A 16928-nucleotide genomic window follows, 5' to 3' on the forward strand; every position below is an offset into this window, starting at 1 on the left:
TCATATCACGGCGCCAGAATACTTTAACAGGAAGAATCCCATGAGAACGGGCCCGTATCGACATTATAAAGGGAATGACTACACAGTAATCGGCGTGGCGCGGCACAGTGAGACGGACGAAGAACTCGTCGTTTATCGTCCGGAATACGGCGAACGGGGACTCTGGGTGCGTCCCAAAGCGATGTTTCTGGAGACTGTCGACGTGAATGGAGAACTGGTCCCCCGCTTTGCCTATCTTGGATCGGCAGAGGAATAAGCGACATCACTCTCCAGCTGCCCAGATTCGTACGTCACCATCCGGTTCTACCTGTAAATGAATGACATTCGGGTGACAGCAAACGGGACAATCTTCCACATATTCCTGCGCGGCTCCTGCGGTCAGATCGACGGGAATCACGATTTCCTCGCCACAAGCGTCACAAATATAACTGGCTTCTTCCTGCATAATTTCCTCCTGAAAATGTATTCTACCATATTCGGCGTGATGCGGGTATAATAATCGCTGTCCCTACCTTGAGTGTGACTGTTTTCAAATAATTGAAGGCAGACTCATGAGCTGTGAGGACGATCATTCCAGAATCAATTTACTTCCAGCAAGCGGAGCATTGCCAGATGGCAAAAAATAAAATACAGAAAAAGAAGGAACGGGAAAAGCGGGTCGCCAAGAAGAAACTGGCTGAAAAGGCCACGCGGGCGGCTCAGGAAAAAACAACCGAGGAATCACAAAAGAAGATTCCTCAGCGTGCGCAACTGATGCGGTCAGCTGTCCCCAAAGCAGAGAATCCTGCCAATGCCAGCAAGAAGAATACCTTTACCCAGCGGCGGACCGGCGGTTGAGCTTCCCGCTCAGCACAGATCGGTTGTCATGAAGTCAGCACGGATGATCACCCCGTGGTTGCCGTTCCTTCTGGCAGGAGATCCGACATGCGCGAAATCATCCCCAATCTGCTATGGATCGGGAATACCAGGGATGCACATGATGTAAAAAATGTGCATGACCTGGGGATTTCAGCGGTCATTGATCTGGCTCTGGAAGAACCGGCAGTCACTTTGACTCGGGAAATCATTTACTGCCGACTGCCTTTAATCGATGGTGCGGAAAACCAGCCAGTTGTATTAAAAACGGCAGTCAAGACCGTAGCCCGTCTCATCAGTGAAGGTGTTCCAACACTGGTGGCCTGCAGCGCCGGGATGAGCCGTTCACCTGCCATTGTGGCTGCTGCACTGTCCCTGGTTCGCGAAACAGATTTTGTAACGGAACTCAAACGGCTGGCAGAAAAATATCCTGCTGATGTCGCACCGGGATTGTGGAACAGCCTGCAGGAATTACTGCAGCAAAAATAACAAACGGCCGGGATGCTACTGTCATGATCAGGCATTGATCATGGAGGTGGTGTTCCACTTGCAGGCGAGTATCGATTCTTCAATCTCATTCCCACTAATGGGTTTCGAGTAATAATAGCCCTGCCCCAGTCGACACCCCAATCCCTGCAGGAGCTGCAACTGTTCGATATTTTCGATGCCTTCTCCAATCACTTCCAGTCCCAGCTTTTCAGCCAGGATAATCAGAGCATGAATCAACAGTACTTCGCGGTCTCGATCGGACCTTTTGATAAACTCCCGATCCAGCTTCAATACATCGATGGGAAAATCACACAAACAGGATAACGATGAGTAACCAGTACCGAAGTCATCAACATCCAGCTTGACCCCCAGTTTCTTCAAGTCATTCAGGGTTTCAATGGACGCTTCGCGGTCATGCATAATAATGCTTTCCGTCACTTCCAGATGCAGACACTTCACCGGAATCTCGTGTTTTGCCAATGCTTCCGCCACAATGGCAACCAAGGTCGGATGCTCCAACTGTTTTCGCGATACATTCACGTGCAGATTCTCTGGTGCCTGGGGCCCCAGCGCTTTACGCCAGGCTGCCAGTTGCCGACACGCTTCATCCACCACAAAGTTGCCGATGGGAATAATCATGTCCATTTCTTCTGCTACAGAAATGAATTCATCGGGGGGAATCATACCGCATTCGGGGTGGAACCAGCGAATCAAAGCCTCGACACCTCGCAACTCTCCTGATTCCAGATCAATAATGGGTTGATAGAACAGTTTCAGTTCGTCCCGCGAAATGACATCGCGCAGCTCGTTCTCAATATAAAGTCGTTTTTGTGCTTTATCGCGTAAGACACGATCAAATACAATGGGGCGGTCCTGCTTGGCTGCTTTGGCTTCATACATGGCAAGGTCAGCATCGCTGAGCATTTCGCTGGCGGTCTCGGAACGATGTTCGCTGGTCACAATGCCAATACTGGCACTGGAATAAATGGTGTATCCGCCGAGAATATAAGGCCGCGCTAAAGTTTCCAGCAGGCGATTGGCTACCAGGATGGCGTCATCAGGAGAATGTAGATTTTCGAGGAGCACGACAAATTCATCGCCCCCCAGTCGCGCGGCCTGAATCGTATCGGAGGCTCGAACCGTTTTACGAAGGCGGTCTGCAATCGCCTCCAGAAGTTTATCGCCGACATCATGTCCCAGACTGTCATTGATCAGTTTGAAACGATCAAAATCCATAAACAGTAACGCAAAATGTTTACCCGACTTACGGTCAATGACTTTCTGAATGGACTCCAGAATCGAAACCCGATTGGGGAGTCCCGTCAGGGGGTCATGGTGTGCCAGATGCTGCAGTCGCTGCATCAGTCGCTTTTGCTCACTGATATCAATTCGCAGCGCCAGGTAGCCGTCGATCTTCCCCTGCTCATCAAACATGGGAACGATCGTAGTATTCACCCAGTACAGCCGACCGTTTTTGGCTTTATTACAGATCTCTCCGCGCCACGTTTTACCCTGACGAATCGTACGATACATTTCACGAAAAAATTCGTTGGAATGCTGATCAGAACGTAAAATACTATGATCGACACCAATCAGTTCTTCGCGAGTATAACCAGAGATCTGACAAAAGTTTTCATTGACGTCGAGGATCTTACCTTTCGTGTCGTTGATGGCCACAATACCGGCTTCATCAACGGCATCGCGAAATGCCTGCAGATAGCTTAACTCTGAATGAACGTCAGTCACTTTTATCGCCCCTGCTTTATTTCCTCAATCTGAAGGACACAATCATTCAGATCATCTCGTCATTTTCGTACTCACTCCTGAGCTGCTTCTTGCCTGCTTCATGTACATGCCACAGGTGAATATTTCTTCATCCTTCGACATGTTCTAAGTCTAGGACAGAATAAAAACACAATCGGTATTTTTACCGTAGAGAAGAGAGATCCCCCCATTGATCACGCGGTTCAACAGGGTTATGCAGGTTATGATGCCCGACAGAGATGATTGTGTGCAGGAAAACTGAAGTAGTGAACTCAGCCAAAAGAGCTGCAGACATGATAAAATAAGCCCGAAAGACTCTATGAAGTAGTGTCTTTCGGGCTTATTTATGAATCTACAGTGGAGCCGCTTTGTATCAGCTCGTCAGCTTACTCACCGTTTCTGCCAGAGTTTTCCCGAGGTGCTCCACGCTCTGCTGCAGCGAGGCGTCCTTTAACTGGCCTTCATCATCAAATGCCTGGGCTGCATTGGAAATCGCAATCTGTGCTGGCAGAACCGTAACCTGGATATTACTCAAGATTGAGCGAACATGGACCAGGCCCCGCAGGCCTCCCAACCCGCCCGGCGATGCAGAGACCAACGCAGCGACTTTTCCCCGATAGGCCTGAAGTGGAATTTCTCCTTCTGCTTTTCGCGAAACCCAGTCAATCACGTTTTTCAACAGGGGAGTAATCGAACTGTTGTATTCAGGAGAAGCAATCAGCAGTCCATCGTTCTCAAAGAACAACTGTTTGAGCTGTGTTGCCGCTTCGGGAGTCCCTTCTTCCCGTTCCAGATCTTCATTCATCAACGGAAGCGGGTAATCTTTGAGATCAACAACCGTCACATCGGCTCCCGCAGCACGGGCTCCGGCAACGGCGATCTGCAGAGCCTGTCCGTTATAGGAGTTCCGCCGGGTGCTTCCAGAAAATGCGAGTATTTTAGGTTGAGACATGCGAATTGATTCCTTCTGATTAGATGTATTAAGTTGATACGGGATCGAGCTTTTTACCGAATTGATTTTTTATGCCGCCGCGGGATCTGGCTGTGACCTTGATGCCAGAGCGTTGTCCAGACTCATTTTACCAGCCCCATTCGCCATCACAAACAGCATGCTTCCCATCAACGCCAGATTTTTCATGAAGTGGATCATCTGTCCCTGCTTTGCCTGTGCATCCTCAATCGTCCAGAAGTCATGGAAATAATAGGTGGCTAACACCAGAAACACGAACAGCAGGCCGGCTCCGAGCCGCGCCTTGAAACCGGCAATCAGTGACAGACTGCCTGCAATCAGAAACACAATCGCTCCCGCCAGCATGATTTTCGGCAGGGGAACACCTTCCGAAGCCATGTACCCGGCAATATTGTCAAAGTTGGGAATCTTATTCCCGACGGCACTCATAAAAAATATCGTAGCGAGCATGATCCGACCGAGCAGACTGGCAAGACCTTGAATCGGGTGTTGTGACATTACTTTCTCTCCTTGAATCAATTGATTTGGTGTTTTCATCGTAAAGACTGTTTTTAAGCCAGATCAAACAGCATGATCTCGGCATTGTCTGTCGCGGTAATTAATACCTGCTCCTCATCACTGACGGCAGCACCGTCACTGACATCCAGTGGCACATCGTTCAGACGGACCTTTCCTCGCAGAACCTGCAACCAGGCATGACGTCCCTCCGATAGTGAATGAGTCACTTCCTGTCCAGAATCCAGTTTCGACAGATAAATCCGCACGTCCTGGTGAATCTTCAATGCCCCCTGCTCTGCTTGTGGTGCAGCGACCAGCCGCAGTTGATTCTGCTGCTCGCTGTCGGGAAAGCGTTTCTGTTCATAACTGGGCTCAATGCCTTTCCGTTCCGGATACAACCAGATCTGATACAAGTGCACGGCTTCACTGCTTGACGGATTGAATTCACTATGAGTGATTCCCGTTCCCGCCGACATTCGCTGGAACTCGCCGGCGTGCAGCACTTCTCCATTCCCCATCGAATCTTTGTGTTCGAGTTCTCCTTCCAGGACATAGGTGACGATTTCCATATCATTATGGGGATGCGTGCCAAACCCCTGACCAGGCAGGACGACATCTTCATTCATCACCCGCAGGGCACGAAACCGCATGTGTTCCGGATCCTGATAGGTTGAAAAGGAAAACGTGTGATGTGTTTTGAGCCAGCCATGATCTGCGTGGCCCCGTTCTTTTGACTTACGAACCTGAATCATTGTGAGACTCCTGTATTTAATAATGAAAACGCAATATTAGTTTACATGTAAACTATTTAGTTAAAAAAATTCAACCTGCGATTTCAGTAATCGCACCGGACTTCCTGGCTTTCACCAGCAGTCGGCTTAATTCTTTGAGTTCTGTCTTCGTCAAATGGCCGATCAGTTGCTGATGCAGTTCGCTGAGCGGCTCATCGATTTCTTTTAATACGGTATCTGCTTTTTCAGTTAATGCAACATAGACAACACGTCGGTCGGCAGAACAACGTTTCCGGGTAACCAGTCCCAGTTTCTCCAGTCGATCAATCAGCCCGGTGATCGCGGGCACGACCTGAATCATCCGACTGGCGATTTCCAAGCTGGGCAACGGTTGCCCTTCTCCACGTAGAATCCGTAGTACATTATACTGGGAACAGGTCAGACTATGTTTACGAAACAACCTGCCGAGACGGTTCTGAAACTGATCGCTGGTACGCAACACATTCAAAACCGACTCGACCTCAGGGGACTCGAAGGCCTGCTTCTTTTTAAGTTCCTGTTGTAGTTGTTTGTGTGTCATGATTTGTTCCTTACGCATATACTTTACATATAAAATATCGTCACGTCAATATAGTTTCTGAAATTTTTCTGAAAAATATTCGGGACCGCGTTTTTCAGCCTTTTCGAAAGCAACGGACGCCCGGAATCCCCTTTAACTGGAGACGTCACGCTTGAGATTTGGATTCTGATTCATCTTGAGAGTCAGCAGGATGCCATTTAGAATGAAGTATATCTTCATGTCATACTTTTCTTTCCATTGGAGCAACACGCATGATTCCCATTCGTACTCTCAAAAAAGCGGGGCAGCTGAAACTGATTCTGCCTGGTTGTCTGTTACTGCTCTGTGTCGGAGGCTATTTCCTTCTGGCACAAACAGGTATCCTGCCCGACCGGCAGAATTCAGAAACAACTACAACACGAAATACAAAACCATCCCCCCAGTTGAATCAGCAATCGGGTGAATTGCTCTATCGCTTTTCCCCTCTTTCCAGTGATATCGTAAACATGATCGAAATCTGGAAGCAGGACGACAAATACCAAATAGTTCATCGCCTCAAGAATGGCAGTCAATACGTTCAGACGGTGATTCCTTCCGCAAACCTGAAACGGTTTACGCCGGTCAAAGCCAGGCGGGGAGAATTTTATCTTCTGACGCATTCAGACACGACCCTGGAAGCATGGGACAAAGACCGCCGCATTAACAGGTCATTCCGCGCCTTTGGCTGTTAGGCAGTTATCAATTCATGAAACAAGTAGTCCTGCTCACTGTCGTTCTTCTTTTGCTTCTGCCGGCACGGTCCGCAGAAGCGTGTGTAAACTGTGCAAATAGTGTGACTGATGTGAAGACGCCGTTTCTGAACTCACTGATTGGTGTTTTTTTCGGCTGGTTGTTACTCATGCTCATTTTCAATCGGCCACTCTCCACAGGAACCAAACGGTTTCTATATTTTGGTGTGCCGGTGTTCGTTCTGGGAATCCTGCTGATCATTCCACTGGGAATTGGCCTGCCTGTTGTTTTCTGCTGGATCATTTATCTGCTGTACCGGATCCTGCAGATCCTCATCAGAAAAGAAGAAACCATTCGCAAGAACCTGATTCCATTCGGTGTGAATGTGTTGGCGCTGACGGTTTCATTTATCCTGATTTTTGTCACGACGACACAAGCCAATTCCACTCCGGGACTAATCAAATCACTGGGAAGCGTTTCACCCTTTTATCCAGAAACCGTTCACAGTGTGATGTCGCGACTGATTCAGCGTGGCCCCGAAGTCGTCGATCCATTAAGCGAGACGTTCGAAAAAAACCTGGACAGAGACTATGTCAGCCCGTTCCTGCCCACGCGCATCGCCTACTGTCTGTCACAGATCGGCGGCCCCCAGGCGGAGGCTGTTTTGAAGCAGGTTGTAGCAGAAGAGATTGATCTCAGCGACAACGAAAACACTAAATGGGAAGCTGCCGTCTGCTGTCTATATGCCGATTGTGCCGGGCCGCGTGCCGTACCGGTTCTGCAAAAGCTCCTGGAGAACTCGGATGAAAAACAGCAGTTCATCCCCCTGTGTGCACTGGTCCGAACCGGTGACTTCACTGCTACAGAGACGGTTTTAGATCACGTCGATGAGTTGCGGAAACAGTTACAGCAACCCTTCACAAACCGCGGGTTTACAGCCATGATCAGACTCACACTGCAGGCGCTGGCTGAAGGACAAAGTCCGGAAGATCTGAAAGCCAGCCCCATCTATCATCGCATGATGCTCGGACTGAGACCCGATCACCAGACACAGACCGACATCGTCTGGAATCAACAGTGGGACGCGGAACTTGACATTCCCGCTCTGAACGATCACTGGTCTCAAATCCTCATACATTGAGTCACAAATGAAGCGGAGTGCGTAGCTGCCCTGTAAGTCTGACTGTCTTTACCGAAGCTCCGATTTGCAAACCCGGGTCACACCTGCCAAAATACGAACTGTCATTTTCTTTCCAATACAATTTGTCACTGCGTTCTCATGACGATTCGATTCAAACTGCTGATGCTTAGTCTGCTGCTTTTGAGTATCGCGATTCCTGTCATTAATCGCACCACAGACTGGCTGGAACGTGCTTCTAATGCGATGCAGGAGATCGCTGAGCTGGAGCTGTTTGCTGCTGCCTTCCTGGGTCTGGTGATCTTGCCTTTCAGGCACGAGTTCTCCAAGTTCACAAAGTTGATGCACCGTCTTGCTGTCAGGTATCTGGAGGCGATGGGAGACCACATCTGGATAGCTGTGAGCATTGCACTTGGCATTCTGCTGATTCAGATTTCACCTGATAAATCGGAGAAGCCCCCCTTAAGTCCAGGCATCATGCAGAATGTGTCTTCATCAAACATACAGTCCAAAGCAAATCTCAATTATCAAACACCGCCTGAGGTTAAGACGCTGAATCAGGAACTGTATCGCATCACGCTATTGAATATTCTCTATCAGAACAGCCCGCGGGGAAGCCGTCGCGATTCTGAAGTATTACTCAGGCTCATGGATGTCAAGCCTCCCAAAGCGACCACAGCTTTACGACAGGTCACGGTGATGGAGTTCATTCAACTCGAACAGGCGGCAGGCAGAACCATCGATTTGAGTGGGGCCTTTCTCAATGAACTGGATCTGAGTCAGAAAAATCTTCAGGCGCACGGTATCAAAGGGGCATTACAGGGGGCAAAACTCAGTTCCGCATCTCTGTACAAAGCAGATTTCACCGATACGGATCTGCAGGAAGCCGATCTTTCAAAAGCCCGCCTGACTCAGGCTCGATTCCTGGGAACCAACCTGATCAATGCAAACCTGGAAGCCGCCAATCTTCAGAGCGCCATTTTCTCGAGAGCAAGATTATCGGGAGCCCGTCTGCATCGAACTTATCTGGTTCAGACGTTTTTCAAAGGAGCCTATCTGAACGGTGCGCTGGTCGATTCAATCAACTGGATTCATGATTATAACGGCCTCAATCCTGAATATACGGCATTCAGTATCCAGTCCCATTCAGTGGTCAAACAACAGGATGTGGACGGCAATCCGGTGTATGTCATCACAGGCATTGATCCGCCTGTCGAAGCCAGAAAGCCTGATCTGAATCAAGACTGACTCAACTCACCGACTGGACATCGTCTTCCGTACCTGCCCAGTGGGGATCGTCCAACCCGAGGTTCATTTTGAACTCTTTATAAGCGGCAAAGATCACTGGAACAACAAACAGCGTCAGCAAAGCGACTGTCATACCGCCAATCACAGGCCAGGCCATGGCTTTGGCGACGTCAGATCCTCGTCCGGTTGCATAGATTACCGGCAACAGTGCAATGATCGTTGTGAAGGTGGTCATCAGACAGGGTCGGATTCGTTTGAGCCCTGCTTCTACCACGGCATTGCGAATATCATCGCTGTTCTTCAGACGTTTGCGTGTAAAGATCTGATCCAGATAGGTAGCCATCACCACGCCATCATCGACGGCGATTCCAAACAAGGCAATGAATCCCACCCAGACCGCAGTATTGATTTGAATGTCATTCACCGCCAGCAGAATCATGCCTCCGGCAAATGCGACCGGGATCCCGGAGAAGACCGCCAATGCGATCGGAAAATTACGGAACTGCAGGTAGATAATAAACAGGTTCGTTAAAATCACCAGTGGCACCACCCACATCAGACGGTTGTTTGCTTCCACCTGATTCTGAAAGGAACCCACTGCCTGCAACGCATAACCGGCGGGTAAATCTATAGAACCATCCTTCTGGGCAGCGTGCAGACTCTGCTCGACTGCTGCGACCGTTTCCAGCGCGCCTTCCTGTCCTGATGAGGAAAATGACACGTGTGCGACTAGGCGGGCATCTTCACTGTTAATCACACCTGGTCCCCAGGTCGTTTTCATCTCCGCCAGTAACGAGAGTGGAATAATTTCGTCCGAATGTGTGACGACAGGCAGGCGGCTCAATTCGTCGATCTGTTCGCGCAGGTTGCGTTCATAGCGCACACGGATCGGGTAACGTTCGCGACCTTCAACTGTGCGGGTGACATTCGAACCTCCGAGGGCTGTTTCGATAATCTCGTTGACCATCGCAGTCGACATCCCATACCGGGCTGCCGTTTCACGACTCACATCAAATTCGACATAAGGTTTCCCCAACACAATATCCGGGTTCACCGTGGAACCATTGACCTGCGGAATCTGTTTCAGGTGATCGGCAACGGCGATCGAAGCTTGCGCAAGCCCGTCCAGGCTGTCGCCGAAGATCCGAATGGCCATCGGCGCTTTGATACCACTCTGCAGCATGATCACTCGCCCTTCGATCGGCTGCAGCGGAGAAGCAGGTGTGACGCCAGGCAGTGTCGCGACCGCATTAATCTGTTCCCAGATATCTTTCGAGGTGACACCTTCCCGCCACTGCTCCACCGGCTTGAGCATGACATAGGTTTCAATCATGGCAGCCGGAGCGGGGTCCAGAGCCGAATCGATGCGACCGATTTTCCCCAGGACATTTTCCACTTCGGGAATCTCTTTAATTAACGCATCCTGCGTCTGCAGAACTTCCATCGCCTGTGAAAAGCTGGCAGCGGGATACAGGGTCGGCATGTAGAACCAGCTCCCTTCATCCAATGCAATCCAGTCATTCGATTTCAGCCCCGGAAACAGATGTTTGGTTTCAACCCAGCCCGGCACCTCGTTGGCATCAACCCCCAGAAAGCGTGCAACACTCTCAAACGGCTTCATCACTGTAGGCATGCCAATCCAGGCCCCCATCCCCAACAAAACGACGAAAGAAGGTAGTGAGAAAAACAACAATTTATGTCGCATAAAGAAACGGAGTGTTGGTTCATAAAGAAAATGGATCAGTTTCCCGACTGGATTTTCATCAACGGGCCGTAATCGTTCGCTTAATAACCAATAGGCACCGATACCCCCTGTGCTGGTAATTCCCAGAATCAATAGAGGTAGACTGATTGAAGTGAGATTCACGAGAGTCTGTCCCGCAGACCAGGCCAGACAGCCACAGACCAGCGCAAACATGACCGAAATCAGAGCCCGTCGACGGTGAGTCCGCTGATGTGATGCCAGAAACAGACGACTTAACAGCGGAACCAGCGTAATGGCGACAACCAGGGCAGCGGTGATCGAAAAAGTTTTCGTCCAGGCCAGCGGAGCGAAGAGTTTATAATCCCGTCCCGTGAGCATAAACACGGGAAAGAAACTAACCACCGTCGTCATTACCGCCGTCACCACAGCGGGAGCCACTTCTGCCGCAGCAGTATTAATCACAGTCAACCGCGCTGCTTTACCTCCCGGTTTCCCTTTGGCTTCCCACTCCGCCAACTGATCATAGATTGATTCAGAAACCACAATCCCCATATCAACCATGGTCCCGATGGCAATGGCAATCCCGGCCAGAGACATGATATTCGCATCAATGCCGAACACATTCATGGCGATAAACGCCATTAATACCGCAATCGGCAATGTAATCGCAACGACCAGCGAAGCTCGTAGATGTAACAAAAATAATAGAATGACAACTGCAGTAATCATCACTTCCTGTGAGAGCGCCGTGGTCAGTGTGCCGATCGTCTCATTAATTAATCCAGTACGATCATAGATCAGATCAAATTTCACGCCTTTCAGGCTGGGTTCTATCTGCGACATTTTGGCTTTTATCCCATCAATTACTTTGCGGGGATTTTCGCCAAAGCGCATTACCACTACTCCACCGACGGCTTCGGCACCGTTCAGATCGATGGCGCCACGCCGGAACTCCGGACCGAGCTGTACGCGTCCCAGATCACGAATGCGAATGGGCACCCCTTCGCGGGAACGCACCACGGTCTGCTCGATATCGCTGATGGCCTGACTGGTATCCTGATCGGCACCGATGAAGCCACGACCGCGAATAATGAACTCCATACCGCCCGATTCAACCGTTTTGGCACCGACATCGATATTTGATTTGCGAACTGCATCAATCACCTGATCCAGGGGAATATCCTGAAAGCGAAGTTTATCGGGATCAATTTCAATCTGATACTGCCGTACATATCCGCCAACACTGGCCACTTCACTCACGCCAGGTACCGCCTGCAGTTCGTATTTCACAACGAAATCCTGCAGGCTTCTCAAGTCAGCCAGATTCATGTCTTCGGGAGGCTCTAATACGTAATAGAGCACCTGCCCTAACCCGGTGGCATCCGGGCCCAATGTAGGAACAACTCCCTCCGGCAACAATGCAGCGGCAGTCCCCAGTTGCTCGGCAACGCGTGAACGGGCCCAGTAAAAATCAGTGCTGTCTTTAAAAGTAACCTGCACGAAGCTGTAACCAAACAGACTTTTTCCGCGCACCGATTCGGCATCGGGTACGGCCAGCATCGAAACAGAAAGAGGGTAGGTCACCTGGTCTTCGACATCCTTGGGAGAGCGTCCCGGCCAGGCAGTAAAGATGATGACCTGATTCTCGCCAATATTGGGGATCGCATCGATGGGAACTTCGCGAACACTAAACCACCCGAACCCGATCAGCAGCGCCGTCGCGCAGAGCATGATCAATGGTTCCCGAATACTGAATGAAATCAAGGCGCGTAACATGCTTTATTCTCCCTGGGGCCTTGATGAAGTTTTGTTTTTGATGTGTCCTGATTTTTCAGTCGGCTCGCTTTTGGATGATTTTACCGGAGCAAAGGTACTCACCAGTTTTCCGCAGTGCAGCATTTTGCTGCCGAAATAGGGGTTCAACAGTTTGTCATCATTTTGCAGCCAGTCCCCTTCCCCCTGCGGTACCATCGGACAGAAAAACTGGTAATAGGGCTGTTTTGCATCGGCGCCACGCAGTTGAGTGGCCAGTTTCACCACAGCGTGACTGATTGGCTTGAACTTTTTACGGGCCTCCTCAAGTGAAAGATGATGCAGATGCGCTGCGTTCACTGCCACCTGCTCAAATTCCTGTCGCATTGTCTGGTTGACTTGAGAATTCTGTGCAAGCTCTGACGCCAGTTTTGTTAGTATTGTCGCCTGTTGCTCAGAGATATTTTTATCTGCCGCGAACTGTTTCTGAATCGTAAAATAGACGGAATACAGGTTCTCCAGTCTCTGCCCCGGTTGACCGGTCAGCTTTTCCATTCTGATGGAATCGAACTGCAGTGGCTCATTTCGATAAGCTGGTTTCTTTTTCTCGGGAGAATATTTTACCGGGTCAATCAGACTGGGTTTTCCCGAGAGTTGCATTTGTGAATCAATCAGAAAGTTGCCGACAGTAGCAACCTGCTCCCCCTGTTTCACTCCCTCCAGAATCACGGCACGATCGCGTAACATCGGTCCGAGCGTCACATTCCTGAGCTCGAATCTCCCCGGTTCTGTTTCCACATAGATGACACTGTGATCCCCGGCCAGCAGGACGGCAGAACGCGGAACAGTAAGTGCGGCATTTTGGTCGACCGGCTGTTCTGAATATCCATAACGCGAAGTTGGCACCAGTTTCATACCACAAATCGGGCAGTCCCCCGGTTGATCCCGAATCACCTGGGGGTGCATGGGACTGATCCATTTCCCCGCCAGTTCAGAATCATATACTTTTCCCTGCGGACCAATGGGAACGGTAATCCGTGCTTTCGCATAATCACCGGGTCGCAGCTGTCCCTGTTCGTTACTGAACTCTACACGTACGCCAACCGTCCTGCGTGTCTTGTTGACAGTCGGGTCGATGAAGACCACACGTCCTTTCAGAATTTTCCCCGGAAGTGACTGCAGCTCGGCCTCGACGACCTGCCCGAAACGGATGCGGGACGCATCTTCCGGATACAACTCCAGCATCAGCCAGACAGTGTTCAGGTTCGCGATACGGTAGATGGGTTCTCCTGCTTTGATATATTTTCCTTCTTCGGCCAGTTTCTGGGTCACCGTACCGCCGATCGGGGAATAAATCGTGAGCCTCGATTCGGCTTTGCCGCTGGTCAGCAGTTGATTGATCTGCTCCTCGGTCATACCCAGCTCTACCAGTTTCTGGCGTGAATTGGTTACCAGTTTTTCCTGAACTTCACGTACGACAGCCAGTGCTCCGGAGGTCATTTTTTGCAAAGCATTACGGGCTTCCAGTAATTCGATCTGTGCAGAATAAAGCTCCGGGCTGTAGACAATGGCCAGGTGATCGCCTTTCTCAACTTCGACGCCGGTGTAATCAGCGAACAGTTTTTCAATTCTTCCATCTATGTAAGCAGCGATTGTCGCATGCCTGCTCTCATCGATTTCGATCGAACCAATCGTTTCGATGATGGAATTAACCGGCTCTGATTGCACTTCGGCAGTCTGAATGTTAGCCAGCCTGCGTTGAGTTGGCTCAATATTAATTGCCAGCTGATCGATATTGCTCCCGGATTTTGCAGCGGGAACCAGCGCCATACCACAGATAGGACAGCGTCCTGGTGTCGGCTGTCGAATCTGGGGATGCATGGGACAGGTATAGACAGAATGTTTGCCATCGGTGGAGGCAGTGACGCCTGCTGTCGGACCAGCCTGAATCCAGCCCAGACGCTGTGCCACACCGGTCAGCACAATCAACAGCAGCCCTACCGACAGAAACAGCCCTGCAGGAAGCAGTTTGCGCAACCACCAGCGTCCCGACCTGGCATCAGGGGGTGGAGGCGCATTACTGGATTTTAGCTCTGATTCATTTATAGAAGAACTCATCATTCCACCTCTGATAATATTTGAAAAGAGTAGCTGGCCAGTAACAGTTCACCAGCATTGGACCGTGCCGGAAAAAGCTGACCAGCCACTCAAACAGGGATTCACTTAACAAATCATCGAAAGACGATCGCAGATAGCGAGATTCCCGGCTTCAGACACAATCCAGGCGAGGTCATGCAAGCAGGAAGAGGGCTTAACAGACATGACACCACTGTGCCCGAAGACAACAGGGAGCGTGATCTGTGTTAGATCAACGCAACGCAGTACAGAACTTGTGCGTATTTTTGAGAGTGATGGGACGAGATGACCACGCCATCGTATTGAGACGACGGTTTCGTCTCTTGCGAAGAGTTCATAAAACAGCCAAGCTGCAGATTCAGGTCCAGCAACAGCGTTTCCTGAGCATGTTGCGATCTGTCTGGTAAAGCTGGTGAATCAGACTGACCGCAGGAGCATCCAGCAGCGTGAAATTCGCTATTCACTTTTTCAGTCTGTCTGGTATTCAGGTTACAACAGGCTTTGCGGGTTGGCTTCGCTACACTTGTCAGACAGCAGACACGACCCGTGTGCCCAGTCTCGGAATTCATTCGACAGCAGCAGGCAGACAGACTTGCCGGATATACAACCTGAGCGCACAGCATAAATGCTGTCATCCAGATCATCAATATGCGAAGCTGACGGAACATGAAAATATACCCGTAGAATTGAGTAATTGACCTACAGGAAATATATCGCCTGAGACAGTAGAAGTCCAGACGGATCTTTTACGCTACTCTTGTGGCAGCTCCGGAAGTGCCGGTTCAGCCGCGAGTTTGATATCCTGACCGGCAACGCGGCTCAACTGTGCCAGCGAGACAGCCAGTTCGCCGACAGCCGAATGATAACCGAGTTCCAGTGTGAGCAGATTTCGGTAGTCTCGGATCACGCGATCGAATTCCACAGCGCCGCGCGAATACGATTCCTGATCGGCTCTCAGCGTCTGGCGCGCCTGCGGCAGGATCGTGTTCTTATACAATTTTGCGGTTTCATCGGCTCGGCGGGCTTCTGCCAGTAATTCCGTAATCAGCGCATCATAGCGATCGCGGAGTTCGGCTTCGTTATCAGTCGAAGCGAGATGCTTCCAGGTCGCTTCGTCTTCGAGGGCATCATATTTGTCACGCCAGAGCGGAATGCTGACCTGCGCACCAAGCGACCAGGGATCCTGTCCGACATCAAAAATAGTAGAAGGGGGACGATTGTTATCTGTGAAAAAGTAATTCGCGGAAATTGTCAGTTCCGGGCGACGACTTAAGTGGGCCACCTCAATTCCCCAGCGCGATGCCTGTGTTCGTAATTGGGCTGCCTGGATTTCCGGCTGTGATCTCAATGTGGTCTCGAAAATCTCCCGGGCTGACATTAGAGGAAGCGAGATGTCCAACTCCGCAGGAACCGCTATCGGGAGGTCTGCATCGCGGGCCACCAGTCGATTGACGTCTGCCTGGACCGCAACTCGTAATTTTCGATACGTCAGTAACCGCTCTTCCAGCTTGCTGAGCTCCAGGGTTCCCAGCAGCACATCTCCCTGAGTGGCTGTCCCCGTGGCAATCTGCGCATTCGCTACGTCAATCAGTGACTGCAGCAGTTCCTGATTGGCTTTCGCAGTTTCGATCTGCTGATCGATCACATACAGCCGATACCAGCCCGTCCGTACTGCAGCGATCACCCGCAGGCGTTCTGCCAGATAATCTGCACGCACCGCAAAGGCTTCGAAGCAGGCCCGCTGCTCTTCCGCGTCTAATTTTCCCAGCCAGGGAATCGACTGACTGGCACTCAGGACAGCACGCTGTGAACCAGAGGCGGTCTGGATGGGAGCGCCGAATACATTCGTCCCCACTTTGGGGTCCGGCAGCTTATTCACATAATGACTGCGCGAAGAGGCTGCATTGTATTCCCGGTAAAGTTTCACCAGCCGCGGGTTCTGATCGACGGCCAGCATCTCCAGTTCCCCCAGGGACTGAGACAGGGGAGGCTGCTGAATGACCAGTTCTGACCGGGTTCCATCCGCAAATACACCATCGACTGCTTCAGCACCAGTCTGCACGATCTCCGCCGGAGATGCATGTTGCTCCTCAGCCGGTTCGTCAAATCCAATCGACGTACGCGCAACGGAAGTCTCAACGACTTCTGCGTTCGCTGAATCCGACTTCTGAACAGTTGCAGTATGCGAGGCACAGCCTGTGACGAAAACAGTCAACAGAATTAGACCGAAACCGCGGCTGAAATACAGGGGATGATCCTTCATCCTGAAACCTTACTGAAATCCATTAGATCGAATTCCCGCATTTCGGGAACTGATCATCAGTGGTCTGAAAAAATGGCACGGTCCAGAGAAA

The 16928-nt window shown here is 50.6% G+C and carries 16 protein-coding genes; 6 read left to right on the forward strand and 10 right to left on the reverse strand.

Translation table 11 applies throughout. The features are described from left to right. Positions 1–40: 40 nt before the first annotated feature. Positions 41–256 carry a DUF1653 domain-containing protein gene (locus ACN0YH_RS08830; RefSeq protein WP_417379203.1) on the forward strand — a complete coding sequence of 72 codons (216 nt, stop codon included), beginning with the start codon at positions 41–43 and terminating at the stop codon, positions 254–256. A gap of 6 nt (positions 257–262) precedes the next feature. Here the strand turns inward: ACN0YH_RS08830 and ACN0YH_RS08835 are convergent, their stop codons facing one another. After that, entirely contained in the window at positions 263–445 is a 183-nt protein-coding gene (locus ACN0YH_RS08835; RefSeq protein WP_417379204.1) for a CPXCG motif-containing cysteine-rich protein, read from the reverse strand. 167 nt (positions 446–612) lie between these two features. Between ACN0YH_RS08835 and ACN0YH_RS08840 the strand changes: the two genes are divergently transcribed. Both ACN0YH_RS08840 and ACN0YH_RS08845 read left to right on the forward strand, forming a co-directional pair. Further along, on the forward strand, positions 613–837 hold the full coding sequence (locus tag ACN0YH_RS08840) for a hypothetical protein (RefSeq protein WP_417379205.1): 225 nt from the start codon (positions 613–615) through the stop codon (positions 835–837). Between the two features lie 87 nt (positions 838–924). Then, positions 925–1344 carry a dual specificity protein phosphatase family protein gene (locus ACN0YH_RS08845; protein ID WP_417379206.1) on the forward strand — a complete coding sequence of 140 codons (420 nt, stop codon included), beginning with the start codon at positions 925–927 and terminating at the stop codon, positions 1342–1344. Positions 1345–1371: 27 nt separating this feature from the next. Here the strand turns inward: ACN0YH_RS08845 and ACN0YH_RS08850 are convergent, their stop codons facing one another. From ACN0YH_RS08850 to ACN0YH_RS08870, 5 genes are all read right to left on the reverse strand, one after another. After that, a complete protein-coding gene (locus tag ACN0YH_RS08850) occupies positions 1372–3090 on the reverse strand; it encodes a putative bifunctional diguanylate cyclase/phosphodiesterase (protein WP_417379207.1) in 1719 nt (572 codons plus the stop codon). A gap of 391 nt (positions 3091–3481) precedes the next feature. Next, positions 3482–4060, reverse strand: a complete 579-nt coding sequence (locus ACN0YH_RS08855; RefSeq protein WP_417379208.1) for an NADPH-dependent FMN reductase — start codon at positions 4058–4060, stop codon at positions 3482–3484. Between the two features lie 69 nt (positions 4061–4129). Then, positions 4130–4576: a DoxX family protein gene (locus ACN0YH_RS08860; RefSeq protein WP_417379209.1), complete on the reverse strand. Its 447-nt coding sequence runs from the start codon at positions 4574–4576 to the stop codon at positions 4130–4132. 53 nt (positions 4577–4629) lie between these two features. Beyond that, on the reverse strand, positions 4630–5328 hold the full coding sequence (locus tag ACN0YH_RS08865) for a pirin family protein (protein WP_417379210.1): 699 nt from the start codon (positions 5326–5328) through the stop codon (positions 4630–4632). Positions 5329–5398: 70 nt separating this feature from the next. After that, on the reverse strand, positions 5399–5887 hold the full coding sequence (locus ACN0YH_RS08870) for a MarR family winged helix-turn-helix transcriptional regulator (protein ID WP_417379211.1): 489 nt from the start codon (positions 5885–5887) through the stop codon (positions 5399–5401). A gap of 251 nt (positions 5888–6138) precedes the next feature. On the opposite strand from ACN0YH_RS08870, the gene ACN0YH_RS08875 reads away from it, so the two are divergent. The 3 genes from ACN0YH_RS08875 to ACN0YH_RS08885 all read left to right on the forward strand — a co-directional run bounded on the left by ACN0YH_RS08875 (position 6139) and on the right by ACN0YH_RS08885 (position 8981). Then, positions 6139–6597, forward strand: a complete 459-nt coding sequence (locus tag ACN0YH_RS08875) for a hypothetical protein (protein ID WP_417379212.1) — start codon at positions 6139–6141, stop codon at positions 6595–6597. Between the two features lie 167 nt (positions 6598–6764). Then, positions 6765–7736: a HEAT repeat domain-containing protein gene (locus ACN0YH_RS08880; protein WP_417379213.1), complete on the forward strand. Its 972-nt coding sequence runs from the start codon at positions 6765–6767 to the stop codon at positions 7734–7736. Positions 7737–7874: 138 nt separating this feature from the next. Then, complete coding sequence (locus ACN0YH_RS08885) at positions 7875–8981, forward strand: pentapeptide repeat-containing protein (protein WP_417379214.1); 1107 nt, start codon at positions 7875–7877, stop codon at positions 8979–8981. Between the two features lies 1 nt (position 8982). Here ACN0YH_RS08885 and ACN0YH_RS08890 read toward each other — a convergent pair whose 3' ends face one another. The 4 genes from ACN0YH_RS08890 to ACN0YH_RS08905 form a co-directional block, all read right to left on the reverse strand. Further along, positions 8983–12462, reverse strand: a complete 3480-nt coding sequence (locus ACN0YH_RS08890; RefSeq protein WP_417379215.1) for an efflux RND transporter permease subunit — start codon at positions 12460–12462, stop codon at positions 8983–8985. Positions 12463–12465: 3 nt separating this feature from the next. After that, entirely contained in the window at positions 12466–14559 is a 2094-nt protein-coding gene (locus ACN0YH_RS08895) for an efflux RND transporter periplasmic adaptor subunit (RefSeq protein ID WP_417379216.1), read from the reverse strand. A 242-nt stretch (positions 14560–14801) separates the two neighbouring features. Beyond that, positions 14802–15143, reverse strand: a complete 342-nt coding sequence (locus tag ACN0YH_RS08900; protein WP_417379217.1) for a hypothetical protein — start codon at positions 15141–15143, stop codon at positions 14802–14804. A 182-nt stretch (positions 15144–15325) separates the two neighbouring features. Then, entirely contained in the window at positions 15326–16837 is a 1512-nt protein-coding gene (locus tag ACN0YH_RS08905) for a TolC family protein (protein ID WP_417379218.1), read from the reverse strand. Between the last annotated feature and the right edge of the window lie 91 nt (positions 16838–16928).

This window comes from Gimesia sp., from assembly GCF_048262075.1.
GTDB lineage: Bacteria > Planctomycetota > Planctomycetia > Planctomycetales > Planctomycetaceae > Gimesia.